The sequence below is a fragment of the Actinoplanes sp. NPDC024001 genome, assembly GCF_040638955.1.
In the GTDB taxonomy this organism is placed as follows: Bacteria; Actinomycetota; Actinomycetes; order Mycobacteriales; family Micromonosporaceae; genus Actinoplanes.
On record NZ_JBEZZB010000190.1, the window covers coordinates 1 to 17,990 of the forward strand.

The following is a 17,990-nucleotide window of genomic DNA, read 5'->3' on the forward strand; positions in this document are numbered from 1 at the left end:
GCCGCGCCGGCGCCGACCGCGGCGGACAGCAGCAACAGCTCGCGCCGGGAGAATCCGCGGGTCCGCCCGGCGGTGAAGTCCCGCAGGCGGCGCTCGTCATAGCCACGCTCGTTCATGCCCACGGATCCTATCGACCCGATAGGCAATATGGGTAGCGTTCCGCGGCGTGGCGAACATGGTTGAGCCCGGCTGCGCGCCGAACGCGCAGCCGGGCTCCTGGCGGTGAGCAAAGCCCGAACCGGGTGGGGAGCGCGTTTCCGCTCCCACACCGTTAGTTCTTGTCGGCGGGGGCGGCGAGCTTGGCGCGGTCCACCGCTTCCCAGTCCTGGCGCGGCTGGTGCGACTGGCCGTCCGCGTCCTCGTCCGCGGCCGGCCCGGACCCGACCTGCGGCCGGCCCGGCCACCAGAACCGGTCACCCGTGAGCGTGGCCAGCGCGGGCACCAGCACGGTACGCACGAGCAGCGTGTCCAGCAGCACGCCGATACCGACGATGACGCCGATCTGGGTGAGCGTGACCACCGGCAGCACCCCGAGTACCGCGAACACCGCCGCGAGCAGGATGCCCGCGCTGGTGATGACCGCGCCGGTGACCGCCAGGGCATGCACCATGCCTTCCCGGGTGCCGCGCCGCGGCGTCTCCTCCTTGGCCCGGGTGACCAGGAAGATGTTGTAGTCGACACCGAGCGCGACCAGGAAGAGGAACGAGAACAGCGGAACCGAGTTGTCCAGGGCCGGGTAGTCGAACACGGTGCGGAACAGCCACGAGCCGGCGCCGAGCGAGGCCACGAAGCTGAGCACCACGGTCGCCATCAGCAGCAGCGGGGCGACCAGGGCCCGCAGCAGCACGATCAGGACGATGAGCACCACCGCGAGGATCACCGGAACGATCGTCACCAGATCCTGGCGGGCCGCGTCACGGGTGTCCAGAGCGGTCGCCACCGTGCCGCCGACCAGGGCATCGTCGCCGACCCGGTCGCGCAGGTCGCGGATCGTGTCGAACGCCTCGGCGGTGTCCGGCGCCGCTTCCAGCACGGCGCTGATGCTGACCTGGGTCTCGGTGCGCTCACCGATGCGGGCCTGCGCCACGCCGGGCGTGTCGGTGACTGTGGCGAGCACCTGCTCCGCCTTGGCCGGCTCGGTCAGCACCACGGCGGGACCGGCGGCGCCGGCCGGGAAGTACTTGCTGAGCGTCTCCAGGCCGGCGACCGACTCGGACTCGACCCGGAACTGCTCGGTCTGCGACAGGCCGACCTTGGTGCCGAGGGTGCCCAGCGAGAGCAGGCCGAGGATCACCACGGCCAGGGCGGTCACCGCGGCGGGGCGGCGCACCACCGTGCGGCCGACCTTGGCCCAGAAGCCCTTGCCGTCCTCCGGGCCGGCCTGGCCGACCCGCGGGATGAACGGCCAGAACAGCCCGCGGCCGCAGACCACCAGCGCCGCCGGCAGCACCAGCAGGGCGAACACCATGGCGATCGCGACGCCGGTGGCGGCCGTGACGCCGAGCGCGGCATTCGTCTTCAGGCTGGCCAGCAGCAGGGTGAGCAGCGCCAGGATCACGGTGCCGGCGCTCGCCGCGATGGCCGGGCCGGCCCCGCGCAGCGCCTTGGCCATGGCCTCGAACCGGTTCTCGTACTTGTGCAGCTCCTCCCGGTAGCGGGAGATCAGCAGCAGGGCGTAGTTGGTGCCGGCGCCGAACACCAGCACCGTGACGATGCCGGTCGTCGAGCCGTTGATCGCCAGGTCGGTGTGCTCGGAGTAGATGGCGATGGCCTTCGCCGCGAGCTGGTCGGCGAAGCCCACCACGGCGAGCGGGACGATCCAGAGGATCGGGCTGCGGTAGGTGACCAGCAGCAGGACGGTCACCACCAGGACGGTGACGATGAGCAGCCGGGTGTTCGCGCCGCTGAAGCTGTTCGCCAGGTCGGCGCCGAATCCGGCGCCGCCGGTGACCTGCGCGGTCACGCCCGGCGCCAGGCCGTCCTTGGCCTTGGCCCGCAGCTCGTCCACCACGCGGATGGTCTCGTCGCTGTCACCGGTGGCCGGGAGCGTGACGGTGATCAGGGCGGCCTTGCGGTCCTGGGAGAGGATCGGCTGCCCGAGGTCCTGCACGCTCGCCAGGTCGGCCTCGGTGAGCGCCGCGCCGCCCTTGGCGATCACGATCAGGGCCGGGTTGGTCCGGCCCGACGGCAACTCCTTCTGCAGCTGCGCGACCTTGGTCGACTCGGCCGAGGCCGGCAGGGAGGAGGTGGCGTCGTTGTCCGTCCGAGTCGTTCCGGCGAAGGCGAAGACCAGCCCGCCGAGGACGAGGGCCAGCAACAGGGTTGCCCATGCCCGTTTCATGAAGCCTCCAAGAACGAGAATCTTTACAATCGAGATTGTTCACGACTGAGGACGGATCTGCAACACTTACCCCCGTGGAAGGCAACGAGACCGCGGAACGGGAGCGGTTGCGCAGGGCGCTCGTCGACCTGCTGAACACGTACAGCAGCGAGGCGCAGCACATCGGGCACGCCTTCGCCAACCGTCATCACCTGCACGCCACCGACATGCACGCGCTGCTCGCGGTGATGCACGCGGAGAGACACGGCGCACCGCTGACGCCCGGGCGGCTCGGTGAGGCGATCGGGCTCTCGTCCGGCGCGACCACCGCGCTGATCGACCGGCTGGAGCGCGGCGGGCACCTGCGCCGCACCCGGGAGAGCAGCGACCGGCGGGTCGTGCACCTGCGCTACGCCGAAGCGGGCATGTCGCTGGCGATCGCGTTCTTCACACCGCTGCGCCCGCACACCGACGCGGTGATGGAGCAGTTCACCGTGGCGGAGCTGCAGGCCGTCGAGCGGTTCCTGGCCGGCATGGGCAAGGCGCTGCTCACCTATCGCGACGAGCTGCGCTCGAACTAGGCGGCGCAACCGGAGCGCAACGGCCGGGTTCCACAAGTCGCCGGCCGGGTCGCCGATCACAGCGGCGTGTCTACCGAGCCCCTGCTGATCGAAGCCGACGCCCTGCTGGCCCGTGGCCGTGCCGGCAACGCCGCGACCCTGCTCGCCCCGTACGTCGGGCGCGAACCCGGCAACATCGGCGCCTGGCACCGGATGGCCCGGGCCCGGCTCGACCTCGGCGACGCACAGGGCGCCCTGCGCGCGGCCGGCGCCGCCTGGCAGCTCGACCCGGACGGCGCCGAGTCGCTGTTCTGGGTCAGCCGGGCGTGCACCGCGCTCGGCGAGCACCCCGAGGCGATCGAGGCCGCGTTCGCCGCCTGCCAGGACGACCCGGGCAACCCGCGGCTGCACAACCGGCTCGCCGAGGCGCAACTCGCCGCCGGCCGCGCGGCCGACGCCGCCGAGGGGTTGCGCATCGCGATCGAGCTGGCCGCCTACGACCCCGATCTGTACGTCACCTACGGCCTCGCGCTGTTCGCCGCCGGGCGCCCGCTCACCGCCCGCGAGGCCGTGATCCGCGCGCTCACCATCGACCCCGGGCACACCGGGGCGCGGACCGCGCTGCACCGCCTGGAGCAGGCCATGCGCGGCGTGGTGGACGCGCCCACGCTGGCGCAGGCCGCCGACGACTTCGCCGAGTCGCTGCGGGTGCGCCCCGGCGACCACCTGACCGCCCGGCGCTCACCGCGCCGGGACGCCCTGAACCACGTGGCCCGGGTCTCGATGATCTGGTTCCTGGCCGCGTTCTTCGGGGTCGCCGCCGTGGACGTGACCGGCTTCGCCGCCGTCCCGGACAACATCTACTTCGGGCTGCTCTGCGCCACCACCGGCGCCGGCCTGATCCACCACTTCACCCGGCCCTAGTCGCGCAGTTTGCGCAGGATGCGGGCCAGCTCCGTACGGTCGGCGTCGCTGAGCTCGGCGAAGAGCCGCTCGCCCTCGGCGGCCCGCGCCTGCTTGATCGCGTTGCCGGTCTCGACGCCGTGCGCGGTCAGGGCGACCAGCGTGGCGCGCCGGTCGGCCGGATCGGGGCGGCGCTCGACCAGGCCCCGGTTCTGCAGGTCGTCGACGACCTCGGTGGCCGAGCGGGGCGCGATCCGCAGGTGCTCGGCGAGCGCGCTGAGCCGCATCTCGCCGTGGTGCGTCAGCATGCCGAGCGCGCGCGACTGCGACGGCGAGACGTTCCACGGCTCGAGGGCCTCCCGGGTTCGGTGCCGCAGCTTGCGGGTAACGCCCCAGAACGCCTCGAGCAGACTCTCGTCCTCCACGGGAACAAGGGTATAGCGGTTGCCGTTGTACCCTCATGTTGAGGTAACCTCAGCAAGCCCGTACGAGGAAAGGTCCTGCTCTTGGCAAGGGGACAACGCACCCTGACCGCGGCGGAGAAGGCCCAGGCCCGCTCCGTCTCGCTGCGCCGCATCGGCGCGCTCTTCCGTGGCCACCGGCGGCAGCTGGCCGTCGTGGTGGCCGTCATCGTGATCTCCTCCGCGGTGGCGATGATCTCGCCGTTCCTGCTGCGCGAGGTCATCGACGTCGCCCTGCCGCAGGGCGACCTGCGCCTGCTGATCTGGCTGGTCGCCGGCATGGTCGGCGTCGCCGCGGTGACCGCCGCGCTCGGCGTGGTGCAGACCTGGATCTCCACCGACGTCGGCCAGCGGGTCATGCACCGGCTGCGCACCGACGTCTTCACCCACCTGCAGCGGCAGTCGGTCGGCTTCTTCACCCGCACCCGCACCGGCGAGGTGCAGTCGCGCATCACCAACGACATCGGCGGCATGCAGCAGGTGGTCACCTCCACCGCCAGTTCCGTCGCCGCCAACTTCACCACCGTCGTCGCCACGCTGGCCGCGATGACCGCGCTGTCCTGGCAGCTCACGCTGGTCTCGCTGATCGCGCTGCCGCCGGCGGTCCTGCTCACCCGGCGCGTCGCCCGGATGCGGCACCGGATCACCGCCCAGCGCCAGCGCGAGCTCGCCGACCTCAACGTGATCATCGAGGAGGGCCTGTCGATCAGCGGCATCCAGCTGAGCAAGACGATGGGCGCCGGCGACGCGCAGATCGAGCGGTTCACCGCCTCCTCGCGCCGCCTCATCGACCTGGAGCTGCGCTCCGAGCTGGCCGGGCGCTGGCGGATGGCCGCGATGACCGTCGTCTTCGCCGTCATCCCGGCGGTCATCTACCTGGCCGCCGGCCTGCCGTTCGCCGCCGGCGCGATGAGCATCGGCACGCTGGTCGCGTTCACCGCGCTGCAGGGCAACCTGTTCCGGCCGCTGATGAGCCTGCTCGACGTGGGGGTCACGCTGACCAGCTCGCTCGCGCTCTTCGCGCGCATCTTCGAATATCTCGACCTGCCGGTCGAGATCCAGGAGCCGGCCGACCCGGTGCGGCTCGAGCGGGTGCACGGCCACCTGCGCTTCGAGGACGTGACATTCGCGTACGAGGGAAGCGCCACCGCCGCGCTCGCCGGGGTGAACCTGGACGTGCCCGCCGGATCCTCGCTGGCCCTGGTGGGGGAGACCGGTTCCGGCAAGAGCACGATCGCCGCGCTGATCGCCCGCCTGCACGACCCGACCTCGGGCCGGGTCACGATCGACGGCGTGCCCATCTCGGACCTGTCCCTGTCGCAGCTGGCGTCGATCGTGGGTGTGGTGAGCCAGGAGACCTACCTGCTGCACACCACCATCCGGGAGAACCTGCGCTACGCGAAACCCGACGCCACCGACGCCGAGATCTACGCTGCCGCCCGGGCCGCGCAGATCCACGATCTGATCTCCGCGCTGCCCGACGGGTACGACACCATGGTCGGCTCCCGCGGCCACCGCTTCTCCGGCGGTGAGAAACAGCGCATCGCCATCGCCCGTACGCTGCTGCGCGACCCGCGGATCCTGGTCCTGGACGAGGCGACCAGCGCCCTGGACAACGAGACCGAGCGGGCCGTGCAGCGCGCCTTCGACGAGCTGTCCCGCGGCCGGACCACGGTGACGATCGCGCACCGCCTCTCGACGGTGCGCGACGCCGACCAGATCGCGGTGATCGACCACGGCCGCATCCTGGAGTCCGGCACCCACGACTCCCTGCTGCGCGACGGCGGCCGCTACGCCACCCTGGCCCGCTGACCCCCCTCACACCTGGCTGACGCCGAGCGCTGTTCCCGGCCGCCGAAAGCCGCGCTGGCGGTCAGCTGGATTGCTCGGCTGGCGCCCAGCGCTGTTCCCGGCCGCCGAAAGCCGCGCTGGCGGTCAGCCGGATCGGTCGGCTGGCGGCCGGTGCTGTTGTTGGGGGCCTGGACGAGCACTGGCGGCCAGCCGGGTGGGAAGTGCGGCCGTGCGGAAGCGGGCTAGCTGAACCGGTCGTAGAAGACGACCTCGTCGAGGGGACGGCGCTTCGGCTGCGACCAGCGGCCCTTCGCCGGGTGGCCGAGCGGGATCAGCGCCATCGTCAGCGCGTCCTCCGGCAGGCCGAGCAGCTTGCGGACGTCCTCCTCGTGGCCGACGTGCAGCGTGGTGAGCGTCGCGCTGAGGCCGTGCGCGCGGGCGGCCAGGATCAGGTGCTGCACCGCGCCGTAGATCGACGAGCCGAGCCGCGGGTTGGTCGACTTCGCCGCGCCCAGCAGCACCGGGATGATCCAGACCGGGGCCTCCTCGAGATGGTTCGCCAGGTGGTCGGCGGCGAGGAAGCTGGCCTTGCTCATCGGCCCGCCCTCGGGGGCGCCGAGGATCTGCTCGCGCCGGGAGCCGTAGTGGCGTTCCCAGCCTTCCCGGTACCACTCGGCGATCTGCCGTTTGGTGTCCGGGTCGCGCACCACGATCCACGCCCAGAACTGGCCGTTGCCGGCCGACGGCCCGCGGATGGCCGCGTCCAGGATCTCCCGGATCACGTCGTCGTCGATCGGCTCGGTGGACAGGTAGCGGCGGGCCGGCGTCGAGTGCAACGCCTCCAGCAGGGACAGCTCCCGCGGATCGGTGGTGGTCATGACAGGAGCGTAACGATGCGTTCCGCGACGCGTGGCGCCTGCAGGATCGTGTAGTGGTTGACGTCCGGGATCAGCTCGGCGTCCACGCCGGCCAGCCGGCCGGCGGTGTAGAGGCCGCGGTCCTCGTCCATCAGGCCGCGCGGGGCCCACAGCATCGGGTACGGCGCGGGCACCGGGTTCGTCAGCATGTCGGCCGCGTCGGCGCGGATCGCGTCGAGGTTGCACGACGATCCGGTGCCGGTGAAGTCGCGCAGCACATAGGCTTCCAGCTCCGGCGTCCAGTACCGGCCCAGCGCCGGATTGGCCCGGAAGTAGTCCAGGTACTCGGCGGGCGACGCGAAGGTCATCGACAGCCGCCGCATCGCCGGGCCGATGATCGCGTGCAGCGCCGCGTCCACGTCGACGTCTGCCGGCACCGGCAGGGCCACCCCGCCGTCGACCATCAGCACCGGGCCCACCCGGCCGGGATGCCGGGCCGCGGTCGCCGCCACGACGAACGCGCCCATCGAGTGCCCCACCAGCGCGGGTGTCCTCACCCCGAAGTGGTCGGCGACCGCGATCAGGTCGTCGGCGTGCGCGCTCATCCCGTACGGTCCGGGAAGATGTGCGCTGCCGGCGCGACCGCGCAGGTCGAGCGCGACCAGATGGGCCCGGCCGCGCAAGGCGCGGGCGACCGGCGCCCAGGAGAGCGCGTTGGCGGTGATGCCGTGCGCGGCCAGCACGAGCGGGCCGCCGGCGGGCCAGCTGAGGGCGCGCAGCTTGCCGCCGGCGACGGCGATGTCGATCTCTTCCATCACGTCAGTGTGCCGTCCACCCGCAGTCGATCGTGAGCGACGATCCGGTGATCAGCCGGGCCGGCGGCGTGCAGAGGTAGGCGAGCAGCTCCGCCACGTCCTCCGGCTCCACCAGCTCCTTGATCGCCGCCCGGGCCAGCACGATCCTCTCGATCACCTCGGACTCCGGGATGCCGTTCACCGCGGCCTGGTCGGCGATCTGCTTGTCGACCAGAGGGGTACGCACGAACCCCGGGCTGATGCAGTTCGAGGTGACCCCGTGCGCGGCCCCCTCCAGCGCGGTGACCTTGGACAGTCCCTCGACCGCGTGTTTCGCGCTCACATAGGCCGCCTTGTACGGCGACGCGATCAGCCCGTGCACCGAGGAGATGTTGACGACCCGGCCCCAACCGCGCTCGTACATGTGCGGAAGCACCAGTTTCACGAGCCGGAACGGCGCCTCGGCCATCACCCGCTGGATCAGCGTGAACTTCTCCGCCGGGAACTCGGTCAGCGGCGCCACCACCTGCAGGCCGGCGTTGTTGACCAGCACGTCGACGTCCGCCGGGAGCGCGTCGAAGGCGTCCGGGTCGGACAGGTCGGCGGCGATCGCCCGCCCGCCGATCGCGGCGGCCACCTCCTTCGCGGCCCGTTCGTCGATGTCCACCGCCACCACCTCGGCGCCGGCCGCGGCGAGCCGCTCGGCGCATGCGCGCCCGATGCCGCTGCCGGCGCCGGTCACCAGGGCGGTGCGGCCCGCCAGATCAAGGTCGACCACCTGTGCCGTCGTCATGGCGGGAAACGTACGGACCGGCGGGCCACGCCGTATATGTGTCCGGCGCACACAACCGGGACCACTTCGATGTGATCGATGCCCGTGGTTTTGCTACGCCGATGTTTCTAGCGTGTGGCCGCATGAATCGTCTTCGCATGACAGCCGCTATCGCGGCGGTGGCCCTTTCCACGGCCGCCTGTGGCAGCCCGCAGGCGGCCACGGACGGCGGTTCCGGTCCGCTGCGCGTCGGGATCGTCTACTCGCAGTCCGGTCCGCTCGCCACCTACGGCGCGCAGTACGCCGAGGGCTTCAAGGCGGGCCTGGCCTACGCGACCGACGGCACCGGCAAGATCGGCGACCGGGCGGTCGAGGTCAGTTACGCCGACGACGCCGGTGACCCGGTCAAGGCGGTCTCCGCCGCCAAGGATCTGATCGGCAAGGGCTACAAGGTGCTCGCCGGGTCCACCTCGTCCGGGGTCGCGCTGCAGGTGGCGCCGCTCGCCGCGGAGAACAAGGTGCTCTTCGTCTCCGGGCCGGCCGCCACCGACGGGATCACCGGCGTCAACAGGTACACGTTCCGGTCCGGGCGGCAGTCGTACCAGGACGTGCAGACCGCCAGGAGCTTCCTCGGCGACGGCAAGAAGGTGCTGGTCTTCGCGCCCGACTCGGCGTTCGGCAAGTCGAACGTCGCCGCCGTCACCGCGGTCCTCGGCGGCGCCGGCGCGACCGTCACCGACATCGCGGTGCCCGCCAACGCCACCGACTTCACCCCGTTCGCCAGCCAGATCAAGGCCGCCAAGCCCGACCTGGTCTTCGTCGCCTGGGCCGGCACCACGGCCGGCGCCATGTGGCAGGCCCTCGACCAGCAGGGCGTGCTGAGCTCCACGAAGGTGGTCACCGGCCTGGACATCCGCGCCTCCTGGGCCGGGTTCGGCGCCGGCGCCACCAAGCTCAACCTGCTCGCGCACTACTTCGACGGCGCCGCCGACAACCCGGCCTACCAGGCGCTGAAGGCCGCGGTGCCGGGCGGCAGGACCGACCTGTTCCACCCGGACGGGTTCGCCGCCGCGCAGATGATCGTGCACGCGCTGAAGAGCAGCCCGGACGACGCCGACAAGATGGTCGCCGCCCTGGAGGGCCACAGCTTCGACTCGGTCAAGGGCAAGCTCACCGTCCGGGCCGAGGACCACGCGCTGCTGCAGCCGATGTTCCAGGCGAAGCTCACCGACGCCGAGACGGCCACCCCGGCCGGCACCGTCTCCGCCGAGGACGCCGCCCCACCGGCAGCGGCGATGAAGGGTTGAGCAGCGTGTCAGCCGTCGCGGTCGACGCGGTGTCCTGGCGCATCGGTGCCGTGCCGATCGTCGACGACGTCACCCTGCGCCTCGAACCGGGCGAGTTCATGGCCCTGATCGGCCCCAACGGCGCGGGCAAGACGTCGCTGTTCAACCTGATCAGCGGGCTGCGCCGGCCCAGCTCGGGGCGGATCCGGTTGGGCGGGGACGATGTGACGGCGCTGGCGCCGTACCGTCGGGCCCGCCTCGGCCTGGGCCGCACCTTCCAGACCTCGGCGGTGTTCGCCTCGCTCACCGTCGCCGAGAACGTCGCGCTGGCCGTGCAGGCCAAGCGCGGCGGCGCGATGCGCGCCTGGCGCAAGCGCGCCGACCGCGACATCGCGGCCCGCACCGACGAGATCCTTGCCGAGGTACGGCTGACCGAACGCGCCGCGAGTTCGGCCGGTTCGCTGGCCCACGGCGAGAAGCGGAAGTTGGAGATCGCCCTGTTGCTCGCCGGGGAACCGCGCGTGCTGCTGCTCGACGAGCCGATGGCCGGGGTGAGCGCCGAGGAGGTGCCCGCCCTGGTCGCGGTGGTCCGCGGGCTGACCGCCGGCACCGGGCGCAGCGTGCTCATGGTGGAACACCACATGGATGTGGTGCTGGACGTGGCCGACCGGGTCGCCGTCCTGCACCACGGCGCCCTGCTGGCCTGCGACACACCCGGCGCGGTGATGGCCGACGCCTTCGTGCAGGAGGCATATCTGGGGGAGGAACTGTGATCCTGCAGGTAGCCGACCTGTCGGTGCGGCTCGGCGGCTCGCACATTCTGCAGGGCGTCAGCTTCGACGTGGCGCCGTCCGGGGTGACCGCGCTACTCGGGCGCAACGGCGTCGGCAAGACCACCACGCTGCGGGCGATCCTCGGTGAGGTGCCCGCCGCCGGCGGCACGGTCACCTACGACGGGCGGCCGGTGCTCGGGCGGGCCACCCACCGGCTGGTCCGCGACGGGCTGGGCTACGTGCCGGAGGACCGGTGCGTGTTCGCCGGGCTGACCGTGGCGGAGAACCTGCGCCTGGCCTGCCGGGTGCCGGACCCCGACTACGACCTGGTCCACGAGCTCTTCCCGGAACTGCGCGAACGCGCCGGGCAGCGGGCCGGGACGCTCTCCGGCGGGCAGCAGCAGATGGTCGCCCTCGCGCGGGTGCTGCTCAACCCGAACCGGCTGCTGCTCGTCGACGAGCCGACCAAGGGCCTGGCCCCGGCCGTGGTCACCGCGGTCGCCGGGGTGCTCGAACGGGTGGCTTCCCGCGTACCGATCCTGCTCGTCGAACAGAACCTGGCGGTGGTCCGCCGGCTCGCCACCGACGCGGTCGTGCTGGAAGCCGGCCGCACCGCCTGGCGAGGCCGCGCGGCCGACCTGCTCGGAGACGCCGAAGCGACGAAGTCGCTGCTCGGCGTCGGATCCACCGCCGGGAGGCACTGATGTCCACCGTGGTCCTGCTGACCCTCACCGGGCTCGGCCTGGCGGCGCTCTACTTCCTCATCGCCTCCGGCCTGTCCCTGGTCTTCGGCCTCGCCGGGGTGCTCAACTTCGCGCACGGCCTGTTCCTGTCCGTCGGCGCGTACGTGGCCTGGTGGGCGGAACCGCACCTGGGCTGGCTCGGCGGGCTCGCCCTCGGGGTGGCGGTGGGCGCCGCCACCGGCGCCCTCGTCGAACTCGTGCTGATCCGGCCGCTCTACACCCGGCACACCGAACAGGTGCTGGTCACCGTCGGCCTGTCGCTGGCCGGCGTGGCGCTGCTGCAATCCGTCTGGGGCGCCGACGCGCGGGTCTTCCCCCGGCCGGCGTGGACCTCGTCGGTGATCAGCGTCGGCGGCGCGCAGGTGCCGGCCGACCGGTTCCTGCTGATCGGCGTGGCGGTGCTGGTGCTCGGGGCGCTTCTGGCGTTCCTCCGCTTCACCCGCTATGGCCTGGTGATCCGGGCGGGCGTGGAGAACCGGGCCATGGTCAGCGCGCTCGGCATCGACGTCCGCAACGCGTTCACCCTGGTCTTCGCCATCGGCGGGGCGCTGGCCGGACTGGCCGGCATCCTCGCCGGCACCTACTTCAGCTCCATCTCGCCGGGACAGGGCGCCTCGCTGCTGATCTTCGCCTTCATCGTCGTGGTGATCGGCGGGCTCGGCTCGGTCGCCGGCGCGGCCGGCGCGGTCGGCCTGCTCCAACAGTTCGTGAACTACTACGGTACGGCCGGCGCCGGCGACGTGAGCGTGGTGGCGTTGCTTGCCGTCGTGCTCCTGCTGCGCCCGGCCGGCCTCGCCGGAAAGGTGGCCACGGCATGAGGCGTGCGGTGCCTCTTCTTCTCCTCGTGGTGGCCGCGGTGCTGCCCTGGTCGACGCTCAGCCTGCCCGGACTGTTCGAAGGTCCGCTCAACTCGCCCGGCACCCTGCAACTGCTCGCCCTGTGCCTGGTCTTCGGTGGGCTGGCACTCGGCTACGACCTGCTGTTCGGCCGGGCCGGGCTGCTGTCGTTCGGGCACGCGCTCTACATCGCCGCCGGCGCCTACGGGGTGGACATCCTGGTCAGCCACTACGGCTGGCAGCTGTGGAGCGCGGCTGCGGTGACCGTGCTCGCCGCGGCGGCCCTCGCCGCGCTGCTCGGCTCGGTGGCGCTGCAGACCTCGGGGATCGCGTTCTCCATGGTCACGCTGGCGTTCGCCCAGGTCGGCCACATCGTGATCAACCGGGATCCGGGTGGGCTGACCGGTGGCGAGGAAGGGTTGCCGCTGGTCAGCGCGGGCCTGCCGGCCGCGCTGGTCGGGGTGACCAACACGGTCAACCTGTACTGGCTGGCGCTGGCGTTCCTGACCGTGGTGGTTCTCGTGGTGCACACCATCGACCGGGCGCCACTGGGCCGCACGCTCACCGGCCTGCGCGACGACGAGCGGCGGATCGCGGTGCTGGGGTTGTCCCCGTACCGGCTCAAACTCCTCGCCTTCGTCCTCGCCGGCGCGCTGGCCGCGCTGGGCGGGGTGACGTACGCGCTGGTGGTGGGCGGGGCGTCGCCGCACGTGGCGTCATCGGAGCTGACCCTGTCGCTGATCGTGATGGCAGTGCTGGGCGGTGCGGGCACGCGGTGGGGTGCGGTGATCGGGGGCATCCTCTACGCCTACCTGGACCAGCGGCTGGCCCGCCTCGGCGGGTCGCTGCCGGGCCCGCTGGGGGAGCCGCTGTTCGTGCTGGGGACGCTGTTCATCCTGGCGGTCTACTTCGTGCCCGGCGGCCTGACCGGCTTGGGTGGCCGGCTCGAGCCGGTGCGCCGGGCCCTGGGCCTGCGGCGCGCCCACCCGTCGTCAGCCGAGCCCGCCACCAGATGACGCGGCGAGCGGTGGGCGGCAGACCGCCCGCCGCTCGCTCCCGCGTTGCTCGCTCCTGCGTTGCTCGCTCCCGCGTTGCTCGCTCCTGCGTTGCTCGCTCCTGCGTTGCTCGCTCCTGCGTTGCTCGCTCCTGCGTTGCTCGCTCCTGCGTTGCTCGCTCCGCGTTACTCGCTCCCGCGTTACTCGCTCCCGCGTTGCTCGCTCCCGCGCTGCCATCGCCCTCCTGCCTGTCAGCCGGTCTCGCCCGGCTGGCGACGAGGGTCCTTTCGGCCATCGGGTTCGCTGCGTGGCGGTCAGCTCGGTTGCTCGGCTGGCGGTGAGGGTGCTTTCACCCATCGCATTCGGTGCGTGAGGGCCAGCCGGGTCTGTCCGGCTGGCGGCCATGCCCCTCATGGCTGCCGAATTTGGTGCGTGACGGCCAGCTGGGCTGGCTCGGCTGGCGCTCATCGACGTTAAGGGCGCCGGATTCGGTGTGTGGTGGCCAGCCGGGTTCGCTTGGCTGGCGGCTATGCACCTCAGCCGAGGCGGATTCGGGGCGTGAGGGCCAGCTGAGTCCGTCGGGCTGTGACGCACTACTCGAAGTCGTGCAGGGCCATGGAGGCGAGATTGAGGGCGAGCAGCAGCAGGCCGAGCAGGAGGAGCCAGAGGCCGGCGCCGGTGAAGGCGCCTACCGCGGAGTCGGGGCGGGAACGCCGCTGGTGCCATTTGCCGAGCAGGACGCAGGAGAGCACGCCCGCGGTCACGGCCACCCAGGGCACCAGCGGGTGCGTGATCAGCGCTGCGGCCAGCACGATCAGCAGCCAGATGGCGAAGGACTGCGCCAGGCCGAGGCTGATCCGCCCGCGAGGCACCGCGGCTGCCGGCTGGACATCGGTGCGAGTTTCCACGTGACCTCCTCGCCGGCCACCCTACGGACCCGGCGCACGCCTGGCGCGCGTCACCTGCGGTCCCCGGCCCGCGGCTGGCGGGTCGCGGCTGGCGGGGATCGGGCGGTTCGCGGGTGCGGCGCACGCCGCGCTCGAGCCGTCTGCGGGCACGTCGCGCGGCGGATTCGGGCGGCTCGCCGGTCACGGCGCGGCGGGTCTGGGCGGTATGCGGCGTGCGGCGGGGTTGGGCGGCTCGCCGGTCACGGCGCGGTGGGTCTGGGCGGTATGCGGCGTGCGGCGGGGTTGGGCTGCGCGGCGGCGCGGGCGGTATGCGGCGTGCGGCGGGGTTGGGCTGCGCGGCGGCGCGGGCGGGATGGGGCTGCGGGGTAAGGCGCGCGGAGGGGCTTGGCCGCCTGGTGTTTCCCGGCGGGCGCGGTGCGGCCTGGAGGTGTGCGTGATCGCGCTTGGCCACGGGCGGTGTAGCTGCCGTTGGCCGGCCCCTAGCCCGTACGACCGTTGAGGGAATCGAGGAAGCGGCGCTCGAAGGCCGGGGCGTCCGCAGCCCCGGCCGCCTGCACGCGCCGGCCTGCCGGCGTGAGCAGCGTGCGGCCGGACTGGACGCCGTCCTGCACGACCGTGACCCGCTCCGCCCGGAACGTGGTGATCGTGCCGTGCACCGCGGAGACCGCGGCGAGGGCGTCCCACCAGTACATGATGCCCAGGGAGATCAGCGCTGCCAGATCCGGCTGGCTGACGATGCGGTAGGTGATGCGGGCGCCGGGCGCCTGCTGGTCGGCGGCGAGGCGGGCGACGAACGCCGGGGTGATCGGGACGGCGGCGGTGGCGTCCAGCGGCACCAGGCGCAGCGTGCCGGAGCGGGCGGTCCGCAGGACGGCCTGGGCCGACACCGGGTCCATCCAGAAGTTGAACTCCTGCGTGTTGTCGAAGCCGGGCAGGGCCGAGCCGTACAGGTTGCCGGGCACCCGCAGCGCGCCGCCCATGATCTGGACGCGGGCGATGCGCCGGGCGGTCGCGGGGGAGCGCAGGGCGGCGGCCACGTTGGTGAGCGGGCCGGTCGCGATCACCGTGACGGGACGCCGGGATCGCTGCGCGGCGCGCGCGATCAGGTCGGTTGCGCTCCACTTCGATGCGTACGGGGGAAGCGCCCCGTCCCCCAGCGCCCCACTGAGCACGGTCTCGATGGTCGTCACCAGTTCCGCCGGTGCGGGGTGCACGCCCTCGCCGGTCGCGCCGGAGGCGACCGGGACCCGCGGCAGCCCGCACTGGTCGAGGATGCTGCGGGCGTGCCGCAGGGTGCGCTGCGGCATCCCGAAGCCGTTGTTCGCCACGGTGACCGCCCGCAGGTCGATCCGGCCGAGTTTGTGCTCCTCGCAGAGGTAGGCGAGGGTCGACGCGTCGTCGAAGTCCATGTCGCTGTCGTAGATCACCGGCAGCGGGCCGGCGCCGGCCGCCGCGGCCGGTGGGGCGCCGGTGACGATCGTGGCGAGTACCGCAGCGGCGGCGGTCCACAGTGACAGGCGCATGGGTTCCCCTCCTCATTCATCGACCTGGGTCGATGATGCCGCACGGGGCACCCGGGCGGGACCCGGCCCGGTCGATGTGCTGACATACGCCGGTGACGATCATCCGTTCCATCCTGCTGTTCGCGCTGGCCGCCCTCGCCGAGATCGGCGGCGCCTGGCTGATCTGGCAGGGGGTGCGCGAGCACAGGGGCGTGCTCTGGATCGGCGCCGGCGTCGCCGCGCTCGGCGCCTACGGGTTCGTCGCCACCCTGCAGGCCGACGCGAACTTCGGCCGCATCCTCGCCGCCTACGGTGGGGTGTTCGTCGCCGGCTCGCTGGCCTGGGCCATGGTCGTCGACAGGTTCCGGCCGGACCGCTACGACGTCATCGGCGCCGTCATCTGCCTGGCCGGGGTGGCCGTGATCATGTATGCGCCGCGTTCCTGATCGGCCGTACAGTTTCCGACGTGCCCACCGTTGCCCTCGCCGTCACCGACGGGACGCCGCTGTTCGAGCTCGCCTCCGCCTGCGAGGTCTTCGGCGCCGACCGTGAGCTCGCCGCGCCCTGGTACGACTTCCGGATCTGCGGCGACGACGACGCCCGGGTCGGCGGCTGGCTGACCGCCGGCATCCGGCACGGCCTGGACGCGCTGGTCGGCGCGGACACCGTGATCGTCCCGTCGGTCCGCGACATCGAGGAGCCGCAGCCGCCCGCCCTGGTCGAGGCGGTCCGCGAAGCGCACCGGGCCGGCGCGCGGGTGGCGTCGCTGTGCACCGGCGCGTTCGTGCTGGCCGAGGCGGGGCTGCTGGACGGGCGGCGGGCCACCACCCACTGGGCGCACGCCGACCTGCTGCGCGACCGGCACCCGCGGGTGCGGGTCGACCCGGACGTGCTCTACGTCGACGAGGGCACCGTGCTCACCTCGGCCGGCAAGGCCGCCGGCATGGACCTGTGCCTGCACCTGATCCGGGTGGATCACGGCGCCGCCGTGGCGAACGCGCTCGCCCGCATCCTGGTGGTGCCGCCGCACCGGCCGGGCGGGCAGGCCCAGTTCATCCCGGCCGCGGTGACCCACGGCCGCAACCACGCCCTCGCCGGCCTGCTGCCCTGGGCGCTGGAGCGCCTGACCGAGCCGCTGAGCGTGCGGGACCTGGCGCGCCGGGCCGGGATGAGCGAGCGGAACCTGGCCCGCCACTTCACCGCGGTGACCGGGGTGACGCCGCTGCGGTGGCTGCTGACCCAGCGGGTGCAGCGGGCGCAGGAGCTGCTGGAGACCTCCGATCTCAGCATCGAGCAGGTGGCGTCCCGGGTCGGCATGGGCACGGCGACCACGCTGCGCCGCCACTTCGCCGAGCAGCTCGGGGTGCCGCCGGAGACCTACCGCCGCACGTTCCGCTCGTAGTTTCTCAGCCGGCACACAGCGACCGGTGGCGATGCTTCCGGCGTGACGTTGATCGCTGTGTCGCGGCCGTGGTTCTGGCCGGTGTCGTGGGTTCCCGCGTACCTCGGGGTGGTGCTGGCCGGGCGCACCTGGCTGCCGGCCGCCGCCGACGTGCCGCGTGTCCTGATGGCGCTGCTGGTCCTCGGGCCGGTGGTGTGGGGCGCGGTGCTAGCCTAGAACGACCTGCACGACCTGCCGACCGACCGGGTCAACCCGCGGAAGGCCTCCGCGCCGCTGGTCGTCGGGACGATCTCGGCGACCCGGCTGCGGATCTGGTACCGGGTGCTGGCGGCGGCGGCCGTCGGCTGTGCCCTCTACGTCGGGCCGCTGTTCGTGCTCGGCGTCGGAGCGGTGCTGCTGCTCGGCCGGGCATACAGCGTGCCGCCGCTGCGGCTGAAGACCCGGCCGGGCTGGGACGTGGCGGTCAACGCGTTCGTCGTCGGGGTGCTGGCGCCGGCCGCGGGCTGGTCGGTGACCCGGGCGCCGTGGCAGTTCCCGTGGCAGATCGGCCTGATCGGGCTGCTGTTCGCGGCCGCCCTGTACGTGCCCACGACGGTGACCGATCTGGCCGCGGACACCGAGGCGGGCGACACCACGTTCGCGGTGCGGTTCGGGCGGCGGGTGGCGTACCGTCTCGGCGTCGGCCTGTGGGCCGGCGCCCTCGTGCTGTGCCTGTGGTGTGCCTGGCGGGATGTGGTGGTGCCCCGCTCGACGCTGGTGCCGCAGCTGGTCACGGTGCCGGTGCTGCTGGCCGCCTACGCGATGCTCACCCGGCGGCCCAGCATCCCGCGGCTGGCGGTGGTGTCGGTCCTCTTCGCGGTGCCGACAGTGGGGTTCGCGATGGCCTACATTGGAGCGTAATGCGAACTTCATGATCCGGATCTGTGGTGGCCACTCCCTCGTCGCGCCGACTCCCGACCGTTCCCCGCATGCGGTCGTTGCACTTCACCGACACCTGGCTGCCCCGGCGCGACGGCGTCGTCACCTCGGTGCGGACGCTGGTCGCGGCGTTACGCGCGCAGGGCCGGGACGCCGTCACGGTGGCGCC

19 protein-coding genes are annotated in these 17,990 nt (G+C 72.7%); 12 read left to right on the plus strand and 7 right to left on the minus strand.

Annotated features, from left to right (window positions below):
* Positions 1-271: 271 nt before the first annotated feature.
* Positions 272-2,341: an MMPL family transporter gene (locus AB0F81_RS43660; protein WP_360208686.1), complete on the minus strand. Its 2,070-nt coding sequence runs from the start codon at positions 2,339-2,341 to the stop codon at positions 272-274.
* A 74-nt stretch (positions 2,342-2,415) separates the two neighbouring features.
* Between AB0F81_RS43660 and AB0F81_RS43665 the strand changes: the two genes are divergently transcribed.
* Both AB0F81_RS43665 and AB0F81_RS43670 read left to right on the plus strand, forming a co-directional pair.
* A complete protein-coding gene (locus tag AB0F81_RS43665; protein ID WP_360208688.1) occupies positions 2,416-2,901 on the plus strand; it encodes a MarR family transcriptional regulator in 486 nt (161 codons plus the stop codon).
* A 66-nt stretch (positions 2,902-2,967) separates the two neighbouring features.
* Positions 2,968-3,804, plus strand: coding sequence for a tetratricopeptide repeat protein (locus tag AB0F81_RS43670; RefSeq protein WP_360208691.1), 837 nt, complete (start codon positions 2,968-2,970; stop codon positions 3,802-3,804).
* Here AB0F81_RS43670 and AB0F81_RS43675 read toward each other — a convergent pair.
* Entirely contained in the window at positions 3,801-4,208 is a 408-nt protein-coding gene (locus tag AB0F81_RS43675; RefSeq protein ID WP_360208694.1) for a MarR family transcriptional regulator, read from the minus strand. The genes AB0F81_RS43670 and AB0F81_RS43675 overlap by 4 nt on opposite strands.
* A gap of 81 nt (positions 4,209-4,289) precedes the next feature.
* Here AB0F81_RS43675 and AB0F81_RS43680 point away from each other — a divergent pair, with 81 nt between their 5' ends.
* A complete protein-coding gene (locus AB0F81_RS43680) occupies positions 4,290-6,056 on the plus strand; it encodes an ABC transporter ATP-binding protein (RefSeq protein WP_360208697.1) in 1,767 nt (588 codons plus the stop codon).
* A 221-nt stretch (positions 6,057-6,277) separates the two neighbouring features.
* Here the strand turns inward: AB0F81_RS43680 and AB0F81_RS43685 are convergent, their stop codons facing one another.
* Genes AB0F81_RS43685 through AB0F81_RS43695 form a run of 3 tightly spaced genes read right to left on the minus strand, consistent with a single transcriptional unit; the run spans position 6,278 to position 8,479 of the window.
* Positions 6,278-6,913, minus strand: coding sequence for a nitroreductase family protein (locus tag AB0F81_RS43685; RefSeq protein WP_360208699.1), 636 nt, complete (start codon positions 6,911-6,913; stop codon positions 6,278-6,280).
* Complete coding sequence (locus AB0F81_RS43690) at positions 6,910-7,707, minus strand: alpha/beta hydrolase (RefSeq protein WP_360208702.1); 798 nt, start codon at positions 7,705-7,707, stop codon at positions 6,910-6,912. Before AB0F81_RS43690 ends, AB0F81_RS43685 begins: the two co-directional genes overlap by 4 nt.
* Positions 7,708-7,711: 4 nt before the next feature.
* Positions 7,712-8,479, minus strand: a complete 768-nt coding sequence (locus AB0F81_RS43695; protein WP_360208704.1) for a 3-hydroxybutyrate dehydrogenase — start codon at positions 8,477-8,479, stop codon at positions 7,712-7,714.
* A 137-nt stretch (positions 8,480-8,616) separates the two neighbouring features.
* Between AB0F81_RS43695 and AB0F81_RS43700 the strand changes: the two genes are divergently transcribed.
* The 5 genes from AB0F81_RS43700 to AB0F81_RS43720 are packed head-to-tail and all read left to right on the plus strand — an operon-like array spanning position 8,617 to position 13,112.
* Positions 8,617-9,765, plus strand: a complete 1,149-nt coding sequence (locus AB0F81_RS43700; RefSeq protein WP_360208706.1) for a substrate-binding domain-containing protein — start codon at positions 8,617-8,619, stop codon at positions 9,763-9,765.
* Between the two features lie 5 nt (positions 9,766-9,770).
* Positions 9,771-10,517, plus strand: a complete 747-nt coding sequence (locus AB0F81_RS43705; protein WP_360208708.1) for an ABC transporter ATP-binding protein — start codon at positions 9,771-9,773, stop codon at positions 10,515-10,517.
* Positions 10,514-11,221, plus strand: coding sequence for an ABC transporter ATP-binding protein (locus AB0F81_RS43710; RefSeq protein ID WP_360208711.1), 708 nt, complete (start codon positions 10,514-10,516; stop codon positions 11,219-11,221). The genes AB0F81_RS43705 and AB0F81_RS43710 overlap by 4 nt, the downstream gene beginning before the upstream one ends.
* Positions 11,221-12,078, plus strand: coding sequence for a branched-chain amino acid ABC transporter permease (locus tag AB0F81_RS43715; protein WP_360208713.1), 858 nt, complete (start codon positions 11,221-11,223; stop codon positions 12,076-12,078). Before AB0F81_RS43710 ends, AB0F81_RS43715 begins: the two co-directional genes overlap by 1 nt.
* The gene (locus tag AB0F81_RS43720; RefSeq protein ID WP_360208717.1) at positions 12,075-13,112 is read left to right on the plus strand and encodes a branched-chain amino acid ABC transporter permease; all 1,038 of its coding nucleotides are present in this window, start codon (positions 12,075-12,077) and stop codon (positions 13,110-13,112) included. The genes AB0F81_RS43715 and AB0F81_RS43720 overlap by 4 nt, the downstream gene beginning before the upstream one ends.
* Positions 13,113-13,684: 572 nt before the next feature.
* On the opposite strand, the gene AB0F81_RS43725 is transcribed toward AB0F81_RS43720, so the two are convergent.
* Positions 13,685-13,999 (minus strand): hypothetical protein, encoded by a 315-nt coding sequence (locus tag AB0F81_RS43725; protein WP_360208720.1) that lies wholly within the window; start codon positions 13,997-13,999, stop codon positions 13,685-13,687.
* A gap of 479 nt (positions 14,000-14,478) precedes the next feature.
* Positions 14,479-15,522, minus strand: a complete 1,044-nt coding sequence (locus AB0F81_RS43730; protein WP_360208722.1) for a nucleoside hydrolase — start codon at positions 15,520-15,522, stop codon at positions 14,479-14,481.
* 92 nt (positions 15,523-15,614) lie between these two features.
* Between AB0F81_RS43730 and AB0F81_RS43735 the strand changes: the two genes are divergently transcribed.
* The 4 genes from AB0F81_RS43735 to AB0F81_RS43750 are packed head-to-tail and all read left to right on the plus strand — an operon-like array spanning position 15,615 to position 17,803.
* Positions 15,615-15,947, plus strand: a complete 333-nt coding sequence (locus AB0F81_RS43735) for a YnfA family protein (RefSeq protein WP_360208725.1) — start codon at positions 15,615-15,617, stop codon at positions 15,945-15,947.
* A gap of 20 nt (positions 15,948-15,967) precedes the next feature.
* A complete protein-coding gene (locus AB0F81_RS43740; RefSeq protein WP_360208728.1) occupies positions 15,968-16,903 on the plus strand; it encodes a helix-turn-helix domain-containing protein in 936 nt (311 codons plus the stop codon).
* A gap of 42 nt (positions 16,904-16,945) precedes the next feature.
* Entirely contained in the window at positions 16,946-17,119 is a 174-nt protein-coding gene (locus tag AB0F81_RS43745; RefSeq protein ID WP_360208730.1) for a hypothetical protein, read from the plus strand.
* Between the two features lie 6 nt (positions 17,120-17,125).
* Positions 17,126-17,803 carry a UbiA prenyltransferase family protein gene (locus AB0F81_RS43750; protein ID WP_360208733.1) on the plus strand — a complete coding sequence of 226 codons (678 nt, stop codon included), beginning with the start codon at positions 17,126-17,128 and terminating at the stop codon, positions 17,801-17,803.
* Positions 17,804-17,990: the final 187 nt, after the last annotated feature.

Coding starts and splice junctions, on each gene's coding strand:
- AB0F81_RS43685 (WP_360208699.1), bottom strand. CDS start 6,913: ATGACCACCACCGATCCGCGGGAGCTGTCCCTGCTGGAGGCGTTGCAC.
- AB0F81_RS43695 (WP_360208704.1), bottom strand. CDS start 8,479: ATGACGACGGCACAGGTGGTCGACCTTGATCTGGCGGGCCGCACCGCC.
- AB0F81_RS43690 (WP_360208702.1), bottom strand. CDS start 7,707: ATGGAAGAGATCGACATCGCCGTCGCCGGCGGCAAGCTGCGCGCCCTC.
- AB0F81_RS43730 (WP_360208722.1), bottom strand. CDS start 15,522: ATGCGCCTGTCACTGTGGACCGCCGCCGCTGCGGTACTCGCCACGATC.
- AB0F81_RS43720 (WP_360208717.1), top strand. CDS start 12,075: ATGAGGCGTGCGGTGCCTCTTCTTCTCCTCGTGGTGGCCGCGGTGCTG.
- AB0F81_RS43660 (WP_360208686.1), bottom strand. CDS start 2,341: ATGAAACGGGCATGGGCAACCCTGTTGCTGGCCCTCGTCCTCGGCGGG.
- AB0F81_RS43715 (WP_360208713.1), top strand. CDS start 11,221: ATGTCCACCGTGGTCCTGCTGACCCTCACCGGGCTCGGCCTGGCGGCG.
- AB0F81_RS43700 (WP_360208706.1), top strand. CDS start 8,617: ATGACAGCCGCTATCGCGGCGGTGGCCCTTTCCACGGCCGCCTGTGGC.